General features: G+C 68.9%; 13 protein-coding genes and 1 tRNA gene. 11 read left to right on the plus strand and 3 right to left on the minus strand.

The genetic code is table 11. The annotated features are described in order from the left end of the window. Positions 1–137 precede the first annotated feature (137 nt). The 3 genes from NX1_RS21385 (at position 138) to NX1_RS21395 (ending at position 3,646) form a co-directional block, all read left to right on the plus strand. Positions 138–1,520, plus strand: coding sequence for a lytic transglycosylase domain-containing protein (locus NX1_RS21385; RefSeq protein WP_068062370.1), 1,383 nt, complete (start codon positions 138–140; stop codon positions 1,518–1,520). Positions 1,521–1,583: 63 nt separating this feature from the next. Then, a complete protein-coding gene (locus NX1_RS21390; RefSeq protein ID WP_068062375.1) occupies positions 1,584–2,462 on the plus strand; it encodes an ABC transporter ATP-binding protein in 879 nt (292 codons plus the stop codon). After that, positions 2,459–3,646, plus strand: a complete 1,188-nt coding sequence (locus NX1_RS21395) for an ABC transporter permease (protein ID WP_068062379.1) — start codon at positions 2,459–2,461, stop codon at positions 3,644–3,646. Before NX1_RS21390 ends, NX1_RS21395 begins: the two co-directional genes overlap by 4 nt. 9 nt (positions 3,647–3,655) lie before the next feature. On the opposite strand, the gene NX1_RS21400 is transcribed toward NX1_RS21395, so the two are convergent. Then, positions 3,656–4,111, minus strand: coding sequence for an aggregation-promoting factor C-terminal-like domain-containing protein (locus tag NX1_RS21400; RefSeq protein WP_068062384.1), 456 nt, complete (start codon positions 4,109–4,111; stop codon positions 3,656–3,658). Between the two features lie 192 nt (positions 4,112–4,303). Between NX1_RS21400 and NX1_RS21405 the strand changes: the two genes are divergently transcribed. Together NX1_RS21405 and NX1_RS21410 are read left to right on the plus strand one after the other, a co-directional pair. Then, the gene (locus NX1_RS21405; RefSeq protein WP_068062386.1) at positions 4,304–4,873 is read left to right on the plus strand and encodes a TetR/AcrR family transcriptional regulator; all 570 of its coding nucleotides are present in this window, start codon (positions 4,304–4,306) and stop codon (positions 4,871–4,873) included. After that, entirely contained in the window at positions 4,870–6,072 is a 1,203-nt protein-coding gene (locus NX1_RS21410; protein WP_068062389.1) for an NADH:flavin oxidoreductase, read from the plus strand. The genes NX1_RS21405 and NX1_RS21410 overlap by 4 nt, the downstream gene beginning before the upstream one ends. Before the next feature lie 224 nt (positions 6,073–6,296). Here NX1_RS21410 and NX1_RS21415 read toward each other — a convergent pair. After that, positions 6,297–6,370, minus strand: a tRNA-Arg gene (locus NX1_RS21415). Positions 6,371–6,471: 101 nt separating this feature from the next. Further along, positions 6,472–6,846 carry a DUF4345 family protein gene (locus NX1_RS21420; protein WP_068062392.1) on the minus strand — a complete coding sequence of 125 codons (375 nt, stop codon included), beginning with the start codon at positions 6,844–6,846 and terminating at the stop codon, positions 6,472–6,474. Positions 6,847–6,957: 111 nt separating this feature from the next. Between NX1_RS21420 and NX1_RS21425 the strand changes: the two genes are divergently transcribed. The 6 genes from NX1_RS21425 to NX1_RS21450 all read left to right on the plus strand — a co-directional run bounded on the left by NX1_RS21425 (position 6,958) and on the right by NX1_RS21450 (position 20,581). Beyond that, positions 6,958–9,000: a bifunctional copper resistance protein CopD/cytochrome c oxidase assembly protein gene (locus NX1_RS21425; protein ID WP_068062395.1), complete on the plus strand. Its 2,043-nt coding sequence runs from the start codon at positions 6,958–6,960 to the stop codon at positions 8,998–9,000. Positions 9,001–9,061: 61 nt separating this feature from the next. Next, positions 9,062–10,030 (plus strand): threonine/serine dehydratase, encoded by a 969-nt coding sequence (locus NX1_RS21430; RefSeq protein WP_068062472.1) that lies wholly within the window; start codon positions 9,062–9,064, stop codon positions 10,028–10,030. A gap of 105 nt (positions 10,031–10,135) precedes the next feature. Continuing rightward, positions 10,136–12,688, plus strand: a complete 2,553-nt coding sequence (locus tag NX1_RS21435) for a beta-glucosidase family protein (protein ID WP_068062398.1) — start codon at positions 10,136–10,138, stop codon at positions 12,686–12,688. A 174-nt stretch (positions 12,689–12,862) separates the two neighbouring features. Continuing rightward, complete coding sequence (locus tag NX1_RS21440) at positions 12,863–13,378, plus strand: single-stranded DNA-binding protein (protein WP_084501642.1); 516 nt, start codon at positions 12,863–12,865, stop codon at positions 13,376–13,378. A gap of 113 nt (positions 13,379–13,491) precedes the next feature. Continuing rightward, complete coding sequence (gene ettA, locus NX1_RS21445; protein ID WP_068062401.1) at positions 13,492–15,168, plus strand: energy-dependent translational throttle protein EttA; 1,677 nt, start codon at positions 13,492–13,494, stop codon at positions 15,166–15,168. 463 nt (positions 15,169–15,631) lie between these two features. Further along, a complete protein-coding gene (locus NX1_RS21450; RefSeq protein ID WP_068062404.1) occupies positions 15,632–20,581 on the plus strand; it encodes an NAD-glutamate dehydrogenase in 4,950 nt (1,649 codons plus the stop codon). Positions 20,582–20,668: the final 87 nt, after the last annotated feature.

A 20,668-nucleotide genomic window follows, 5' to 3' on the forward strand; every position in this document is an offset into this window, starting at 1 on the left:
ATGGCAGTTCCTCATTATGAAGCGGGGGTCGAGGAACTTCGGTGAGGCACCCGATCGGAGACGCGTAGCGCGGACCCTACTGGGGGCGCCGGGGCAGCACAGCCGCTCTCCGATGGCGTAGAGGATGGAAGAGCCGAATGCGTGTATCCGCAGCACTGACCGCATCGGCGCTGGCCGTCGCGGGACTGGTCGTCACGGGTTCGGCGGCGCACCAGGGCGGTCCCAGCGCCCCGCCCGAAGCTCCCGAGGCGCTGTCGGCGGTCGTTGACGGCGCCGCGCAGGGGGAAGACGTCGCCGCTGCCGGTTTGTCACGGGCGGTCGGATTGCTTCCTGTCGCACCGGATACGCCGCGCACGCTCCGCGCCGTTACTCCGGTGAGGTCGCCCGCGTTCGCGGGGACGGTGCCCTTGCACGACATCTCGCTGCCGAATACCCGTGGCCCCTTGGGCATTCCGGAGATCGTGTTGGCGGCGTATCGCAATGCCGAGTTGGCCCTGGAGTCTTCGATGCCGGGCTGCGGGCTGACGTGGAATCTGCTCGCCGGGATCGGCCGGATCGAATCCGGCCACGCGGGAAGCGGACACACCGATGTGGCGGGGACGACGCTCGCGCCGATCTTCGGCCCGGCCCTGGACGGGACGCTGCCGGGCAACGAGATCATCAAGGCCGCGTCCGGCGGATACGTCCGCGCGATGGGGCCCATGCAATTCCTGCCGAGCACGTGGAGCGCGTATGCCGCCGACGGCAACGGCGACGGAATCGCCGACCCGCACAACGTGTTCGACGCATCGCTGGCCGCCGGAAAGTACCTGTGTTCCGGTGGGACGGACCTGCGGGATCCGGCGCAGGAATTGCGGGCGGTGCTGCGCTACAACAACTCGGTGTCCTACGCGCGCGACGTGCTGAGCTGGTCGGCGGCGTATCGCACGGGCGGCGCTCCGGCTCGCGTCGAGATCGGCCCCGAGCTGGATCCGCCGGGCTCGGGGCCCATGATCCAGCCCGCTCCGGAGCTGTCCGCTCGCGACACCGCCCTGCCGTCCACGCCTGCCCCGACGGAACAGCCGCCGGTCGCCACCGTTCCCTCGGCTCCCGCGCCGACGCAGGTGATGATCACCATCCCGGGTCTGCCGCCGATTCCCTGCGGGATCTTCTGCCCGCCACCGCCCGATCCGTGCGAGCAGGGGGTTCCCGCTCCGATGCCGCGACCGGGCGAACCCGGAGGACTGCCGATCGCGCCGGGCCGGACCTACGGCGGCGATGCCGGAGAGCTCATCGAGCCCGAAGTCATACCTGCCCAGAAGAATCCGGCATGTGTGATCGAGATGCCGCAGCATAGCGGGCCGCTGCCGTACAAGGAGCCGAAAGCCGAAGCGCCGATGGCGGATTCCGAGCAGGTACCTGCCCCGGCTTCCGATGCCGCGCCGGAGCCCGCACCGGAATCGGAACCCTTTGTGCCCCAGTCTCCTGCACCCGAGCCCGGCATCACCCTGCCGTTCGGCATCGTCATCCCGCTGCGCTGACCGGGTCCACCGCGGCCCGTGCACCGCTAGGGTGGGGGAACAGCTGAGGACAAGGGGAGTTCGATGTTGGAAGTCGCGCACCTGGTGCGCCGGTTCGGGGATGTCGTCGCGGTCGACGACGTGTCGTTCGCCGTGACGCCCGGCGCTCTTACCGGATTCGTCGGCGGCAACGGGGCGGGCAAAACCACCACCATGCGCATGATCATGGGCGTGCTCGCGGTGCACGGCGGGGAACTGCGCTGGCAGGGCAGGCCGGTGACCGCCGCCGACCGCAGGTCGTTCGGCTACATGCCCGAGGAACGCGGGCTGTATCCGAAGCAGCCGGTGCTCGATCAGCTCGTCTACCTGGCCAGGCTGCGCGGGCGGACGGCGACCGACGCCCGGCTCCGCGCGCGAGAGTTGCTGGACCGCTTCGCCCTCGGTGATCGCGCGAAGGACAAGCTGGAAGCTCTCTCGCTGGGCAACCAGCAGCGGGTGCAGATCGCCGCGGCGGTGATCGCGCAGCCATCGCTGCTGATTCTGGACGAGCCGTTCTCCGGTCTCGACCCGTCCGCGGTCGATTCGATGGCCGATCTGTTGCGCGAATACGCGAGCATGGGCGTGCCCGTGCTCTTCTCCTCGCATCAGCTCGATCTGGTCGAGCGGCTGTGCGATCGGCTGGTGATTCTCGCGGCGGGCCGGGTCGTCGGGCAGGGCTCGGTGGACGAGCTCCGGTCCACCGGTTCGACGCGCTATCGGCTCGCGGTCGGCGGCGACCCGGGTTGGCTGCACTCCTATGCCGGCGTGCGGGTACTACAGACCAACGGTTCCAGTGTGCTGCTCGAACTCGACGGCGCGACCACCGAAGCGCTGCTCGGCGAAGCGCTGGCCCGCGGCCCGGTGCGCGAACTCGCCGAGGTGCGACCGTCGGTGTCGGAGATCTACCGCGAGGTGACGGCATGAGTACGGATTTCGCTCCACGCGGGGTGTGGCGGCTCGTGGCGGCTCGCGAGATCGCGGTGAAGCTGCGCGATCGAAACTTCCTGGTTTCCACGGTGATCACCATCGCGGCCATCGTCGCGTCCCTGGCCATCACCGGTTTCGTGAGCAACCGCACCGAGGAGATCGACGTCGCCGTCGTCGGTGCGGGAGCTGACCGAATCGTCGCGGTCGCCAACGATCTGGCGGCGAGCGCCGACCGGAAGGTCGTCTTCACGGCCCGCCCGCAGCCCGATGTGACGGCGGTCGAGCAGCGGGTGCGCGACGACGAGACCGAGGTCGGCTTGATGCCAGCGGAACCTGGCGGCTGGCGGCTGGTCGGCGATAACGCCCAGAACGACGACGCCGCAACGTATCTCGGTGCCGCCGTGCAGCAGATCGCGGTGCAGCGCAATGCCGCCGCCGCGGGCGTGAGCCTGGAGCAGCTCGGCCGCGGCGGCGCGGTGACCTACGACCTGCTCGACCGGTCCACGATCGAACCGGGCTTGGCCAGGATCGTGAGCATCGTCTTCGCGCTCCTCTTCTACACCGCGTCGATCCTGTTCGGCATGGGCATCGCGCAGAGCGTGGTCGAGGAGAAACAGAACCGGATCGTGGAGATCCTGGCCAGCGCTATCCCATTGCGGCAGTTGCTGATCGGAAAGGTGCTCGGTAACACGGCGATGGCCTTCGTGCAGCTCGCACTGTTCGTCGGCGCAGGCCTGATCGGATTGGCGGCCACCGGCAGGGGCGACCAGGTGACCACGATCGCGGGCGCGGCAGGCTGGTTCGTCGTCTTCTTCGTGGTCGGCTTCCTCGCCCTGGCGAGCTTGTGGGCGGTCGCGGGCGCGCTCGCGACGCGTAGCGAGGACCTGCAATCCACCTCGATGCCCATGTCGATGGTGATCATGATCGTGTTGTTCGCAGGCATCTTGCTCACCGGCACGTGGCGGGTGATCGCGTCCTATGTCCCGATCGTTTCGATCGTCGCCATGCCCGCCAGGCTGGCGGAGGGCGCCGCGGCCTGGTGGGAGCCCGTCGTCGCGCTGATCCTGATGGCGGCGGGGACCTATGGCACCGTCTTGATCGCGGAGAAGATGTACCGGCGCTCGCTCATGCAGACGCGGGGACGTCTGACGATGCGACAGGCGCTGGCCGTCGAGGATTGACGCGCCGCGTCAGTACCAGTGGTTCTGCTGCCAGAACACCCACGCCGCGTCGGGGCTGCCGTAGCGGTCGACCATGTAGTCGTAGGTCCAGCGCAGCTGGGTGACGGGGTTGAACCGCCAGTCGGAGCCGTGGGTGGACATCTTTTCCGGCGGAAGCGCCTGGCCGAGGCCGTAGGCGCCGCTGGACGGGTTGACCGCGAACATGTTCCAGCCGCTCTCCCGGGTGATGATCGCGTCGAACGACGGGAAATAGTGGAGCGGAACGATGGTCAGCGCCAAGGCCTTCACGCCGATACGGGCCGAGGTCAGAAGCAGGTCGACACCCGCGGAGAGCGCCGGGTTCACCGACTCCGTGCCGCGCGCGTCGTTGGGATCGTCGGGTGGTGGCGCCGCGGCCGCGGCGGGGGCCAGGGCGATCGTCGCCGCGCAGCAGACCGCGGCGGCGGAGTAGGCGTACCGAAGCATCGACTCGCTCCCTTCGCATCAGATGGTCTGAGTCCGGAACCAGCTCGTGCGAAGTCAGCAAACCATTGGTAACCCTATGGGTTGGGTTGCCACACCGATGGCGGGCGGGGTTCTTCGCGGGCCGCGAAGTCGCCGCGGAAGCTATTTCAATCAATGATTGAATCGACGTTTGAAACGTGTTTTACTTCACTCATGGCTCAGAAAGTTTCGGCGGTCACCCGCGAGCGGCTGCTCGCCGCGGCCGAGCGGTTGTTGCTGACCGACCGCTACGAAGACGTCTCCGTGCGGGCGATCTGCGCGGAGGCGGGCGCCAACCCGGCCGCCGTGCACTACCACTTCGGGTCGAAGGAAGCGCTGGTCGCGGCGCTGTTGGAGGATCGGCTCGGACCGCTGTGGGCCGACCGCCTCGCTGCGGTGAGCGCCGAGCGCGGTCCGGTGACCGAGATCGTCGACGCGGTGATCGAGCCGTTCGTCGAACTGTCCGCCGACCCGGCGGGTCGCCTGCATCTGCGACTGCTCGCCCAGCTGGTGCTCGGCCGTCACCCGCTGCTGTGGCAGCAGCGCTGGTTCCGGATGGACTCCTGGGTCGGCCTGCTTCCCGAACTCGCGGAACCCGAGAGCAGGAGGCGCTGGTCGTTTGCCTTCGACCTCGTCATCATGGCGTTCGGGGCCGGCGACCGTGACCTGTCGGAGCATGCCGTCGCCACCTTGCGTGACTTTCTGGTCGCCGGACTCTCCGCGCCGGAAGGCGGTGTGCGATGACCGATGTTTTCGCACCGGCGGCATTGGGCCCGATCACCCTGCGCAACAGGGTGATCAAGGCGGCGACCTTCGAGGGCCGAACGCCCGACGCGCTGGTCACCGACGAACTGATCGAATTCCACCGCGAGACCGCGGCGGGCGGCGTCGGCATGACCACCGTCGCCTATTGCGCGGTCGCGCCGGGCGGCCGCACCGACCGGCATCAGATCTGGATGCGCGAGGAAGCGCTGCCGGGTCTGCGCAGGCTGACCGATGCCGTGCACGCCGAAGGCGCCGCGGCCAGCGCGCAGATCGGCCACGCGGGACCGGTGGCCAATGCCGCCTCCAACCGGCTGCCCGCGCTCGCGCCGAGCCGCATGTTCAGCCCGCTCGGCATGCGGCCGATGGAGGTGCCCGACGAGTCCGAGATCCGCGGGCTGGTCGCCGCGCACGCGGACGCCGCGAGACTGGCCGAACGGGCGGGGTTCGACGCGGTGGAAATCCATTTCGGACACAACTACCTGGCCAGTTCGTTCCTGAGCCCGCTGCTGAACCGCCGCACCGACGGCTATGGGGGGTCGGCGGCCAACCGAGCCAGGTTCGTCCGCGAAATCGCCCGCGCGGTGGGCGAAGCCGTGGGCGGCAGGCTGGCGGTGACGGCGAAGCTGAACATGGAAGACGGCGTGCGTGGCGGCCTCACGGTGCCGGAATCGCTCCAGGTCGCCGCGTGGCTGGAAGAGGACGGTGCGCTGGACGCCATCGAGCTCACGGCGGGCAGCTCGCTGCTGAACCCGATGCTGCTGTTCCACGGTGACGCTCCTCGCCGCGAGTTCGCGAAAGTCCTTCCAGGACCGGCACGCTGGGGTTTCCGGTTGGTCGGCCGCGGCTTCCTGCGCGAGTACCCGTACCAGGAGGCGTACCTGCTCGAACGGGCCCGCCAGTTCCGGCGCGAGCTGGCCATGCCGCTGATCCTGCTCGGCGGCATCACCAACCTCGACACCATGCGGCAGGCGATGGCCGAGGGCTTCGAGTTCGTCGCCATGGGCCGGGCCTTGCTGCGCGAGCCGAACCTGCTGCGCCGCATCCAATCCGACGAGGCGACCCGGTCGGCGTGCACCCACTGCAACCTGTGCATGCCGAGCATCTACACCGGGACGAAGTGCGTGTTCCGGCTCGATCAGCGTTCCGATATCGCCGATCGAGTCGGCGGCTCGGCCTGAGGTTCGAGTTCCGCGGCGGCGCGGCGACCTTTCCTCGCCGCGCCCCGCGACGGCGACTTTTCGACGAACTGCTCCGGATGCTCGACCTCGCGACCGACGACTGTCGGCCAGCAGCCGCGGTTGCCGTTGTCGGCATTACTTGTGTGGTGTTTGAGCGTCTCCCCGTTCGGGTACCAACCCTGTGACCCGCATCGGCGTGCGGGCCACAGGGTTGTCCGTGTGTGCGCCCCCGGCAGGAATCGAACCTGCGACCTAGGGATTAGAAGGCCCTTGCTCTATCCAACTGAGCTACGGAGGCAGCGGTTTCCACCATGGCCGATATCGGCGGTGGTGTCCAGCGCGGAAATTATAGCGACCGTCCAGAAACTAGATTCTTAGCGTCAGCAAATTCCCTATACCTCAGTCGAGCAGCACAGCGATGGTCAGCAGGGTGGCCAAGGTCACTTCCACGATGAAGTAGAACCAGACCGGATAGAAAGCGGAGGCGCGCTCGGTGAACGAGGACCAGATCCGGCCGAAGGCCATCCCGCCCAGCGCCGCGGCCACCGCGACGCACACCCCGAATCTGAGGTCGCCGATATCGGCGGCGGCCAATCCGAGGACCACCGCCACGGCGATGCCGAAGCCGCCGTAGACCGCGCGGACCTCGGCGTGCGCGTCGGCCCGATCGGCGAGCAAGCCGACCGTGTCGGCCAGCCTGCTAGGGCGAAGCAGTCCCAAAACGCCCATGGCGGCGAAAAAGAGCGCCACCACGGCAATCAGCACGACCGACATCCCACCTCCGTGATTCGCGCCTACCTTATACGGGCTGCCCCGCACATTCCGGCCGAACTCGGCTCGAGCCCGCCCCGCGCGCGCCGGATAGCGACAACTACGCTGAGTCGTATGTCATCACCGCAGGACACGCCCCTCGCATCCGCTGAGCCGGACGTCCAGCGGGCGGGTGCCGCGGGCAGCTTCGCCGCCGTGACCGCGTTCGCGGGCGCGCTCGCCGCCGTCGTCGCGGCGCTGGTGGTCGGGCTCTCCGCGGCGCAGGCGCTGAGCCTGCTCGGCATCCCGGATCCGGGTCCGCTGACCACCTATGGCCTGCCCGCGACGCGCGCGCTGGCCGATCTCGCCGCGGCGCTGACCGTCGGCTCGCTGTTGTTCGCCGCGTTCCTGGTGCCGCCACAGGCGGACGGACTCCTCGACGTCGGCGGATACCGTGCGCTGCGCCGAGCCTCGAACTTCGCGGTGCTCTGGGCCTGCTGCGCCGCGCTGCTCGTCCCGCTGACGGTGTCGGACACCACGGGTCAGCCCGTCTCCGACATCTGGCGTCCGGAACAGCTGTGGCGGGCGATCGGGCAGGTCGATCTGGCCGAGGCGTGGCGCACCACGGTGATCTTCGCGCTGATCGTGGCGATCGGCTGCCGTGTCGCGCTGCGCTGGGGCTGGACGCCGCCGCTGCTCGGCGGCGCGATCGTGACCATGATGCCGCTCGCGCTGACCGGGCATTCGTCCTCGGGCGGCTCGCACGACATCGCCACCAACAGCCTGATCCTGCACCTGGTGTCGGCGGCGATCTGGGTGGGCGGTCTGTTCGCCGTGCTCGCGCACGCGCTGCGCGGCGGCGCGCACACCGACGTGGCGGTGCGCAGGTTCTCGCTCACCGCGACCATCGCGTTCGTGGTGATCGGCGTCAGCGGCGTGATCAACTCGTGGGTGCGTGTGCCCTTCGACGAGCTGTTCACCAGCACCTACGGGCGGTTGGTGCTGGCGAAAGCGGCGGCGTTGCTCGTGCTCGGTGTCATCGGTTGGTTCCAGCGCCGCGCCGCCGTGCCCGCGCTCGCGGCGGATCCGAGTGACCGCGCCGCGCTGATTCGTTTCGGGGCGGTCGAGGCGCTGGTGTTCGCGGCGACCATGGGTTTGGCGGTTGGGCTCGGTCGCACGCCGCCGCCACCGCCGAAGACGGTGCCGTCGCCCGCCGAGGTGGAACTCGGGTACGACCTCGCGGGCCCGCCGACGGTCGCGCGGCTGACGTTCGACTGGCGCTTCGATCTAATCTTCGGCACGGCGGCGATCGTGCTCGCTGTGCTGTATCTGCTCGGCGTACGGCGGCTGCGCTCGCGCGGCGATTCGTGGCCGGTCGGCAGGACCATCGCGTGGCTGTCCGGCTGCGCGCTGCTTTTGTTCGCGACCTCGTCGGGTGTCGGGCGGTACTCGCCCGCGGCGTTCAGCGTGCACATGGGCCAGCACATGGCGCTGTCCATGCTCGCGCCGATTCTCTTGGCGCTCGGCGGTGCGGTGACGCTGTCGTTGCGTGCACTGCCGCCTGCCGGACGCACCGGCGCACCCGGTCCACGGGAATGGATTCTGGCCGCCGTGCACAATCCGGTGTCGCGCTTCCTGACCCATCCGATCGTCGCCTCGGTGATCTTCGTCGCGGGCTTCTACGCGCTGTACATGGGCGGCATCTACGACACTTTCGTCGATTCGCACGCCGCCCATCTGCTGATGAACATCCACTTCCTGCTCAGCGGCTACCTGTTCTACTGGGTGGTGATCGGCATCGATCCCAAACCGCGCCAGGTGGAACCGCTCACCAAGCTGGGCATGGTGTTCGGCTCGCTGCCCTTCCACGCGTTCTTCGGCGTCGCGCTGATGAGCATGACGACGGTCATGGGCGGCTGGTTCTTCCGCAGCCTCGACCTCGGCTGGAACAGTGACCTGCTCGGTGATCAGCGCACCGGCGGTAGCCTTGCCTGGGCGAGCGGTGAAGTGCCGTTGGTCGTGGTGATGCTGGCGCTGCTCATCCAGTGGTCGCGCAGCGACGAACGGATGGCCAAGCGCATCGACCGCGCCGCCGACCGTGACAACGGCGCGGATCTGGCTGCCCACAACGCCATGTTCGCCGAACTGGCGAAACGTGACGGAGAGGTGCGCAAGTGAGTGAGGCCGCGCCGCCGGGTCTGCCCCGGCCGTGCGACCGCGAGGTGCGGTCTTGAATCCGATCGAGAACGACGGGGGCGGCGTGGCGGTCGCCGAGCACTGCAGGCAAGTGCATCGCTCCGACGTCCGCGCGGCGCGGCGACGGTTGGCGGGACGGATCAGGAAGACGCCGGTCTTCCACACCTCGGTGGCCGGGCCCGACGGTCCGGTCCCGGTCACGCTGAAGCTCGAATACCTCCAGCACGGCGGCACTTTCAAGGTGCGCGGCTGTCTCAACGCGCTGCTCGCCACGACGACGCGGGCCGATCAGGTGATCATCGCCTCGGCGGGCAACGCGGGGATCGCCGCCGCGCTGTCCGCGGCCTGGCTCGGCAAGGCGTGCACGGTGGTCGTTCCCGAATCCGCGCCGCACACCAAGGTGGCCGCGATGTGGTCGCACGGCGCCGAGGTGCTCTGGCACGGAACGACATACGCGGAGGCGGCCCGCTACGCCACCGAGCTGGCGGCCGAGCGCGGCGCTTTGCAGTTGCACGCCTACGACCTGCCCGCGGTGGTCGCGGGCGCGGGAGTGGTCGGTCTCGAGCTCGAGGATCAGGTGCGCGGCAAACCGCCGGTGCTGGTCTCGGTCGGCGGCGGCGGGCTGGTCGCCGGTATCGCCGCGGCGCTCGGCCGTCGCCAGCAGGTGGTCGGCGTCGAGCCGGTCGGCATGCCCGCACTGCACGCCGCGTTGCTGGCCAACCGGCCGGTGGACGTCGGCAGGCCGGGTATCGGTCTCGACGCGCTCGGCGCGACCAGGGTCGGGGAGATCGCCCTCGATATCGCGCGGCGCTACGACGTGCCCTCGCTGCTCGTCACCGAGGAGGCGATCGCCACGGCACGCGAGTACCTGTGGCGCGAATTCCGGATCGTCGTCGAGCCGGCGAGCGCCTGCGCGCTGGCCGCGATCATGAGCGGCGCGTACACGCCCGCGCCGGGAGAACGGCCGGTCGTCGTGCTCTGCGGAGCCAACACCGATCTCGCCGCCCTCTGACCCGCCCTCGCGCGGTGTCGCGAAGCCGGGGTACCCGCCGCCCTGACGCGTAGATTGGGCGCGAAGTGCAGGTGGACCCGGCCGACGATCCGAGGAGGAGCGCTGATGCTCGACACGGTGGACGAAGCCCTGCGCGCGCTGGTCGGCGCGTTGACCCTGGAACAGAAGGTGCGGCTGCTGACCGGCGCCGACCTCTGGTCGACCGTGGCCGAGCCCGCGATCGGGCTGCGGTCGATGGTGCTCTCCGACGGGCCTTCCGGCGTGCGCGGCCCGGTATGGGACGAGCGCGACCCTTCCCTGAACCTCCCTTCGGCGACAGCGCTCGCCGCGACCTGGGATCTGGACCTGGCTCGCCGCTACGGCGCCGTCTCGGCGAGCGAGGCCAAGCGCAAGGGCGTCGACGTGGTGCTCGGTCCGACGATCAACCTGCAGCGCAGTCCCTTGGGCGGCAGGCACTTCGAGGCGTACTCCGAAGATCCGCTGCTGACCGGCGAACTCGCCGCGGCCTACGTGCGCGCGGTGCAGGAGCATCGCGTCGCCGCGACGCCGAAACACTACGTGGCCAACGACTTCGAGACCGAGCGCTACACCGCCGACGTCGAGCTGGACGATCGCGCGCTGCACGAGCTGTACCTCGCGCCGTTCGAGGCGGCGGTGCGGGCGGGCGCGTGGCTGGTGATGTCGGCGTACAACTCCGTTCGCGGCATAACCATGTCGGAGAATCCGCTGTTGACAACGCCGTTGCGCACTTCGTGGGGTTTCGACGGCGTGACGGTGTCGGACTGGATGGCGGTGCGCAGTACCGAGGCGTCGGCCAAGGCCGACCAGGACCTGGTGATGCCGGGCCCGGTGGGGCCCTGGGGCGAGCGACTGGTCACGGCGGTGCGCTCCGGCGCGGTGCCGGAGGCCGCGATCGATGTGAAGGTGCTGCGCCTGCTGCGGCTGGCCCAACGGGTAGGCGCGCTCGATCTGTCGGATTCCGCTTTGCGTGACAACGGTTTCGACACCGCCGCGGTGGCCTCGCACGGGGGTGTGGCGGTGCGGAATGTCCCCGCGCGAGAACCGGACCCGATACCGGAGGGCCCGCAGGACGCGGACGTCTCGGATCGCGAGGGGCGCGAGCTCGCCCGCGAAGTCGCGGCCGCGGGTACGGTGCTGCTGCGGAACAGAGGTGAATTACCTTGGCCCAGTTCTGGTCCCGGCTCGATCGCGGTGATCGGTGAGGCGGCGATCCGGCCGCGCACGCAGGGCGGCGGCAGCGCGACGGTGGTTCCCGCCGAGGTGGTCAGCCCCGTGGACGGGCTGCGCGCCGCGCTGCCGGACGCGACCGTCACCGTGAATCCCGGCGTGCCCGTCCAGACCGGCATCCACGCGCTGCCGCCGGGGTCGATGACCGATCCGCAGACCGGCGAACCCGGGTTGCGCGCCCGATTCCTCGACGCCGACGGCGGCGAGCTGCTGAGCGAGCAGCGCTACGCGGCGCAGCTGGTCTACCTGGGCACGGTGCCCGCCGGTGCGGGCACACTCGAACTGAGCACGGTGTACCGACCTGGTCCCGACGAGCCGGCGACGGTACGGCTCGGCGTCGCCGGGGTGGGGCGGATACAGATGGAAATCGAGGGCGACACGGTCATCGATACCGGGCTCGGCGGCGCCGGCGAAATCCTCGGCGCCGCGCTGTTCGCACCGGATGTCGCCGCGGTGCCGGTGGCCGTCGACCGCGAAAGGCCGGTCTCGGTCGTCGTGCGGCAACGGCTCGAAAAGGACTCCGCGGCAGCGGGTCTGGTCGCGATCACGCTGGGTACCGAGGCCGCGCACACCGATCCTTCGAGCGCGATCGCCGAAGCGGCCGCGCTCGCGGGCGCCGCGGACACCGCCGTCGTCGTGGTCGGCACCGGCTCACAGACCGAGAGCGAGGGCTACGACCGCAGTACGCTCGCGCTGCCCGGCGCGCAGGACGAGCTGGTGCGCGCGGTGGCGCGGGCCAACCCGCGCACCGTGGTGGTGGTGAATTCCGGCGGGCCGGTGCTGCTGCCGTGGCGCGACGAGGTGTCGGCGGTGTTGCTGACCTGGTTCGGCGGCCAGGAATCGGGCCACGCGCTGGCCGACGTGCTGCTCGGCCGGACCGAACCGGGCGGCAGGCTGCCCACCACCTGGCCCGCCGCCGAGGCCGACGTGCCCGTCCTCTCGACCACGCCGGAAGACGGGGTGTTGCGCTACCGCGAAGGCATCCACATCGGCTACCGCGCTTGGTTGCGCGCAGGCGTGACCCCGGCCTACCCGGTCGGTCACGGACTCGGTTACAGCACTTGGGAACTCGCCGATCTCGCGGTGTCGGCGCCGGAACAGGACGGGACGGTGGTGGTGACGCTCACCGCCCGCAACACCGGAATGCGGTCCGGGAAACAGGTGGTGCAGGTGTATCTGTCCCGTTCCGATTCCGCGATCGAGCGGCCCGTGCGGTGGCTGGCGGGGTTCGCCGCCGTGTCCGCGCCCGCGGGAGCGTCGGTTCCGGTGCGAATCGACTTGCCGCCGAGGGTGTTCGCGCACTGGGACGGTGGCTGGCGGACCGAGCCGGGCGCGTTCGCCGTGCACGCGGGGACGAGCGTGGTGGATCTGCCGTTGCGCGGGTCCGCGGTGGTCGGCGCGGGCGGGTAGCCGTACCGGTTCGAGCGAAGCGCCGGATGTTCACACACGGGTGAGTTGTCCACAGGCGCGAAACGAGGGGTTCCTTCACACCCCCCGCCCGGGCGAGGCTGGATACGCCCTCGCGGAGGGGGAGGAGACACCCGGAGCATCCGCACCGGGTCCGACAGGTGAAGGGGCGTGATCATGTACGAAGCGATGGCGACGGTGGTCGGTACCGTGGTGACCCAGCCGGTCAAGCGGGACCTGAGCAACGGCGAACAGGTGCTGACCTTCCGGATGGCCAGCAACTCCCGCAGGCTGGACTTCGCGACGGGGGAATGGACGGACAATGGGACGCTCTTCCTCACGGTGACCTGCTGGCGTCGCCTGGTCGGCGGCGTGGACGCGTCGCTGCGGCGCGGCGACCCGGTGCTCGTCTACGGCCAGCTGCGTTCGCACGAGTACCGGACCAAGGACGGCGTCGAGCGGCGCGATCTGGAGATGCGCGCCACCGCGGTCGGCCCCGATCTGTCCCGCTGCACGGCCAGGGTCAGCCGCCGATCGGAGACCGGAGGCGGGTCCGGCGCGCTGATGCGGAATACTTGTGTCGGATCCAGCGCTGAAAACCGTGCACGCGTCGGCGAGGAATTGGGGGATAGTGCCGCGATCGTGGCTTCCGCACCTTCCGGAAGCGCCGCACCCGAGCCCGTCGACGCCTGATCCCGCCCGTAGAACGTCGGGCGCGAGCACGGTGAATCCGGCGCGAGGATGCCCGCGTGCCGTGAGTGGCTCTGCTTCGTTCCACTGTTCCCGAGACCGATAGGCTTCCGCGTATGGCTGAGTTCATCTACCAAATGAAGAAGGTTCGCAAGGCGCACGGCGACAAAGTCGTGCTCGACGATGTCACCTTGAACTTCCTTCCCGGCGCCAAGATCGGCGTCGTCGGCCCGAACGGCGCCGGTAAATCCAGCGTGCTGAAGATCATGGCCGGACTGGACCAGCCGAACAACGGCGACGCGTTCCTCGCGCCCGGCGCGACGGTCGGCATCCTCCAGCAGGAGCCGCCGCTGAACGAGGAGAAGACCGTTCGCGGCAACGTCGAGGAGGGCCTCGGCGAGGTCAAGGTGAAGCTCGATCGCTTCAACGAGATCGCCGAGCTCATGGCCACCGATTACTCGGACGAGCTCATGGACGAGATGGGCAAGCTCCAGGAGTACCTCGACCACGCCGACGCGTGGGACGTGGACTCCCAGCTCGAGCAGGCCATGGACGCGCTGCGCTGCCCGCCGCCGGACGAGCCGGTCACCAACCTCTCCGGTGGTGAGCGCCGCCGCGTCGCGCTGTGCAAGCTGCTGCTGAGCAAGCCCGACCTGCTGCTGCTCGACGAGCCGACCAACCACCTCGACGCCGAGTCGGTGCTGTGGCTCGAGCAGCACCTGTCCCAGTACCAGGGCGCGGTGCTCGCCGTCACCCACGACCGGTACTTCCTGGACAACGTCGCGGGCTGGATCCTCGAGCTCGACCGCGGCCGCGCCCACGGCTACGAGGGCAACTACTCCGTGTACCTGGAGAAGAAGGCCGAGCGCCTCGAGGTTCAGGGCAAGAAGGACCAGAAGCTGCAGAAGCGGCTGAAGGAAGAGCTCGCCTGGGTGCGGTCCGGCGCCAAGGCTCGCCAGGCCAAGAACAAGGCCCGCCTCGGCAGGTACGAGGAGATGGCGGCCGAGGCCGAGAAGATGCGGAAGTTGGATTTCGAGGAGATCCAGATTCCGGCGGGTCCGCGCCTGGGCAGTGTGGTGGTCGAGGTCGAGCACCTGGACAAGGGCTTCGGCGAGCGCCAGCTGATCAAGGATCTGTCGTTCACCTTGCCGCGCAACGGCATTGTCGGCGTCATCGGCCCGAACGGTGTCGGTAAGTCGACGCTGTTCAAGACCATAGTCGGTCTCGAGCAGCCGGACAGCGGCACGGTGAAGGTCGGTGAGACGGTCAAGCTGAGCTACGTCGACCAGAATCGCGCGGGCATCGACCCGACCAAGACGGTCTGGCAGGTCGTCTCCGACGGCCTGGACTACATCGAGGTCGGTCAGCAGGAGATGCCGTCGCGCGCGTACGTGAGCGCGTTCGGCTTCAAGGGTCCGGACCAGCAGAAGCCGGCGGGCGTGCTCTCCGGTGGTGAGCGTAACCGCCTGAACCTGGCGATGACCCTGAAGCAGGGCGGCAACCTGATCCTGCTCGACGAGCCGACCAACGACCTCGACGTCGAAACCCTCGGTTCGCTGGAGCACGCGCTCGAACAGTTCCCCGGCTGCGCCGTGGTCATCTCCCACGACCGCTGGTTCCTCGACCGCACCTGCACGCACATCCTGGCGTGGGAGGGCGATTCGGACAACGAGGCCAAGTGGTTCTGGTTCGAGGGCAACTTCGAGGCGTACGAGGCCAACAAGATCGAGCGCCTCGGGCCGGAAGCGGCCCGCCCGCACCGGGTGACGCACCGCAAGCTCACCCGCGACTGAGCAATTTCCGTCGACGGGGCGATCATCGCGCATCGCCCCGTCGCACGGCCTCTTCGTCGAAGAAACTGCGGAGTAATAACCGCGGGCGAGCGCGTACTCGAAGGTAATTCGGTCGGCTCCCTCTCGCCCGCGAAACCGGCTGCGGCGCATTTTCGTCTCGGCTGCGACCACGCACCGTTTCGGGCGGACTTCTACCGCTGACGCGTATAGGGTAGGAACCGTGCATGCGCAGGCGCTGTCCGGACAATGGGTCCTTCCCACCGCGATCGCGTCTACGTGACGTTGCCGGTCCGATCGGGTGCTGTGCCGAGACCATCGACCTCGGCAATTCAGCGGCGAACGCACGGTATCGGTGAACACCCTGCAATCGGAAGGGAATTCACCTCCGCGTCAGCACGGCACAGTTACCCTCGGACCGGCGTCACTTTGTTGCGGAACCGAATCCGAGGGAGTTGGCGAAAAAATGACGGTCTCGTCCGAATTGTCCGGTGCGGCGTGGGTCGCGAGTTTGCCGCAGTCGCTGCGCGGTGATCTCGCTCCCCTTGAGGAGGCGTATTTCCGCCACGTCGACGCGGGCGATGTGGACTGCGCGATCACTGGCATAACCCAGATTTTCCGGCGGCACTTGGAATTGGCCATGACGCGCCAGACCGGTCGCGCCCTGGTCCGGGTCTACCACCCGGACGACGGGTCGGGGCTGGGCGCGGCGGTCCAGGTCGTGACCGACGACATGTCGCTGCTGGTCGAATCGATCACCTCCTCGCTGAGCCGGGTCGGGGTGAGCGTCAGCGAGGTCATCCATCCGGTCTTCGAGGTGGAGCGCGACGCCGACGGCAGGCTGACCAGGGCGGTGCCGCACGAGGTCGACGCCAACGGCTCGATGCCGCTGCGCGAGTCCTGGATGCACCTGCAGCTGCACCCCTCGACCAGCCGCGCTCAGCTCGAGCGCATCGAAGACTCCATGCCGGACGTGGTCGCCGATGTCAGGCAGGTCATCGGTGATACCGAGGCCATCAGGACCGTCCAGAGCGCCTTGGCCGACGATCTGGAGAAGGCGTCGAAATCCGGCATCGCGCCGTTTCCCCCGACCGATCTCGTAGATTGCGCCAATCTGCTGCGCTGGCTCGGCGAGGGCAATTTCACGGTGCTCGGCTACGCCCGCTATCGCCTCAGTACCGAAGGCGACAAGACGGTGTCGAATCCGCTGCCCGGCACCTGCCTCGGCGTGCTGCGTCCGGACGTCGGCACCGATTTCCGCGTCCCGGTCAACGGCGCCGATCGCCCGTTGCTGACGTTGATCCAGGGACTGGTGCCCGCCACCGTGCACCGTTCGGTGTACCCGTATTTCGTCGGCGTCGCCGATTTCGACGCGTCCGGCGCGATCATCGGCGAGCACCTGTTCATCGGCGTGTTCACCGTGACGGCGATGCACGAGAACGTGCTCGACATCCCGATGATCGGTCGCCGGGTGCGCGCGGTGATCGAGGAGAGCGGTTTCGACCTGGACTCGTTCTCCGGCCAGGCCATGCTCGAGGTCATCCAGAGTTTTCCGCGCACCGAGCTGTTCTCCTCCGACACCGAGACCATGCGGCGCACCGCCACCGCGGTGCTCAACGTCGGCTTGCGCCGGCAGGTCCGTCTGTTCCTTCGTCAGGACACCTACGGCCGGTTCGTTGCCTGCATGGTGTATCTGCCGCGCGATCGCTACACCACCAGGGTGCGGCTGGAGATGCAGGAGATCCTGGTCCGCGAACTGGGTGGCGTCTCCATCGACTATTCCGCACGGGTGAGCGAAAGCGAGCTCGCCAGTGTGTATTTCACGGTGCGGATGCCCGACGTCGATTCCACGGCGCCCGCCGTGCCCGGCGCGGAGCCCGGCGTCGCCGACACCTCCGAAGCCAACCGGTTGCGCATCCAGCGCCTGCTCGCCGAGGCGAGCAACACCTGGGACGACCACCTCAACGACGAGGTGAGCACCTCGACGGTGCTCGATCCGGCCGTCGTGCAGCGCTACGCCGACGCCTTCCCCGAGGGGTACAAGCAGGACTTCAGCCCTGGCCGCGCCCTGCGCGACATCGGCAGGCTGGAGCGCTTGGCCGAGGGCGCCATCGCCCAGCACCTCTACCGCAAGCCGGAATCGGAGCCAGGCTCCTGGCGCTTCACCCTCTACATCGGCGGCACCGGCATTTCGCTGAGCCAGGTGCTTCCGGTGTTGCAGAGTCTGGGCGTCGAGGTGGTCGACGAGCGGCCCTATCAGATCCTGCTGGAGCCGGCCGTTCCCGGCGGCCCGAGCGTGGAGCGCTGGATCTACGATTTCGGCCTGCTGGCCCGCCCCGAGCTGCTGCGCAGCTCTCTCGACCGCGACTTGGACGCGGAACTGCTGGAGTCCCCGGCGCGGGCCGACGCGCTCGAGGCGGAGGTGCGCGGGCTGCGGGAACGCTTCACCGATGCCTTCGAGGCGGTCTGGTACGGCCGCGCCGAGGCCGACGGCCTCAACGAGCTGGTGCTGCGTGCGCGGCTGCCGTGGCGCGCGGTGTCGATCCTGCGCGCCTACGCGAAATACCTTCAGCAGGCCGGTTTTCCGTACAGTCAGGCCAATATCGCCCGGGTGCTGCTCACCTCTCCGGACGTGGCGCGCTTGTTCGTCGACCTGTTCACCGCGCGGTTCGATCCGGACACCGTCTCGGCCGAGCACGCCGCCGAACTGGAGACCCAGCTGCGCGTGCGCATCGACGAGGTGGTGAGCCTGGACGCCGACCGCATCCTGCGCGCCATCCTCGGTCTGATCAAGGCGACGTTGCGCACCAACTACTACGTGACCGACGCCGAGGGCATGTCGCGCGACTACGTCTCGATGAAGGTGGAGCCGCGCGAGATCGCCGAATTGCCCAAGCCGCGACCGCAATTCGAGATCTTCGTGTACTCGCCTCGGGTCGAGGGCGTGCACCTGCGCTTCGGTCCGGTGGCGCGCGGCGGCCTTCGCTGGTCGGACCGCCTGGAGGACTTCCGCACCGAGATCCTGGGCCTGGTGAAGGCGCAGGCGGTGAAGAACGCGGTGATCGTCCCGGTCGGCGCCAAGGGCGGATTCGTGGTGAAGCAACCGCCCGCCGCGACCGGCGATCCGGTCGCCGACCGGCAGGCGCTCGGCGCCGAAGGCGTCGCCTGCTATCGCACCTTCATCTCCGGCCTGCTCGACCTCACCGACAACGTCGATCTGGCCACCGGCCGGGTACTGCCGCCCGCCAGGGTGATCCGCCGCGACGGAGACGACACCTACCTGGTCGTCGCCGCCGACAAGGGCACCGCGACCTTCTCCGACATCGCCAACGACGTGGCCAAGCGCTACGGATTCTGGCTCGGCGACGCGTTCGCCTCCGGCGGTTCCGCCGGCTACGACCACAAGGCCATGGGCATCACCGCCAAGGGCGCGTGGGAAAGCGTCAAGCGCCACTTCCGCGAGATGGAGATCGATACCCAGACCGAGGATTTCACCGTGGTCGGGATCGGCGACATGAGCGGCGACGTGTTCGGCAACGGCATGCTGCTCTCCGAGCACATCCGCCTGATCGCGGCCTTCGACCACCGGCACATCTTCCTCGATCCGAATCCGGATGCCGCTCGGTCGTACCGGGAGCGCCAGCGCATGTTCGCCTTGCCGCGGTCATCGTGGGCGGACTACGACACCTCGCTGATCAGTGCGGGCGGCGGCGTCTGGGATCGCACGGTGAAGTCGGTGCCGATCAGCCCGCAGGCGCGGGCGGCGCTCGGTCTCGGCGACGAGGTGGAATCGCTGGCGCCGCCGGAGCTGGTGCGCGCGATCCTGCTCGCGCCCGCGCAGCTGCTGTGGAACGGCGGCATCGGCACCTACATCAAGGCGAGCACCGAATCCAACGCCGACGTCGGCGACAAGTCCAACGACGCGGTGCGCGTCAACGGAAACCAGTTACGGGTCAGGGTGATCGGCGAGGGCGGCAACCTGGGCGCCACCGCGCTCGGTCGCATCGAGTTCACCCGCGCCGGCGGCAAGATGAACACCGACGCGCTGGACAACTCCGCGGGCGTCGACTGCTCCGACCACGAGGTCAACATCAAGGTCCTGCTCGACGGCGTCGTCAGCGGCGGCCTGCTGCCGGAGGAGGAGCGCAATCCGCTGCTGGCGTCGATGACCGACGAGGTCGCCAGGATGGTGTTGCGAGACAACGTTTCCCAGAACTTCCTGATGGGCATGGCGCGCTCCGAGGCGCCGCGCATGATGAACGTCAACATGCGGCTCATCGACGAACTGGAACAGCGCCGCGGCCTGGATCGCGAGCTCGAGGCGCTGCCGTCCGCCGCGGACATGAAACGGCGGCAAGAGGACGGCGCAGGCCTGTGCTCGCCGGAACTGGCCAATCTCATGGCGCACGTGAAGCTTTCACTCAAGGTCGACCTGCTCGACTCGGATCTGCCGGACATGGCCTACTTCGCCGCCCGGCTGCCGGAGTACTTCCCGACGCCGCTGCGCACCCGCTTCGGTGGCGCCATCAAGAAGCACCGGCTGCGCCGGGAGATCGTCACCACCATGATCGCCAACGAGGTGGTCGACTACGGCGGGATCAGTTACGTGTTCCGGCTGACCGAAGAGGTGGGAGCGACCACCGTCGACGCGGTGCGCGCTTTCGCCGCCTCCACGGAGATCTTCGACCTGCACACCATGTGGGCGCGGATCCGTTCGGCCGACATCCCCATCTCGGTGCGCGACGAACTGGAGCTGGAGACCAAGCGCACCCTCGACCGGGCCTCGCGATGGCTGCTCAGCAACCGTCCGCAGCCGATCGCGGTAGGCGCCGAGATCAACCGGTACAGCCGCGGCGTGCGCGAGCTCTCCTCGAAGGTGCCCGGCTGGTTGCGCGGTCACCATGTGGCCACGCTGACCGATCAGTCCGCCGAGTTGATCGCGCGCGGCGCGCCGACCGACCTGGCCACCGAGGTGTTCGACCTGCTGAACATGTTCCCGCTGCTCGACATCGCCGACATCGCCGACATCACCGACCGCGACGGCGAGGAGGTCGGCGCGCTCTACTACGCGCTGAACGACCACCTCAAGATCGATTGGCTGCTCCAGGCGGTGAGTCATCTGGAACGCGGTGACCGCTGGCACGCGCTGGCCAGGCTGGCGCTGCGCGACGACATGTACGGTTCGCTTCGCTCGCTCACCCTTGACGTGCTGTCCGCCGGTGAACCGGAGGAGACCGCCGACGAGAAGATCGCCTACTGGGAGTCGAAGAACCAGTCCAGGCTGGGGCGCGCGCGGGCGGCGCTGTCGGAACTGTTCGAATCCGGGGCGCACGACCTGGCGACGCTGTCGGTGGCGGCGCGGCAGGTGCGCAGCATGGTCAGCGGTGTCGGCGCGCAGTCGGAGGTGCCGCGCTAAGGCACTCCGCCCGCCCCCGTAAGGACTCGCCCGGCCGAGATTGCGATACTGATTGTCGAAGATCGGTCTCGGTCCGGGCGTGCCCCG

Source organism: Nocardia xishanensis NBRC 101358, from assembly GCF_001613365.1.
Taxonomy (GTDB): Bacteria; Actinomycetota; Actinomycetes; order Mycobacteriales; family Mycobacteriaceae; genus Nocardia; species Nocardia xishanensis.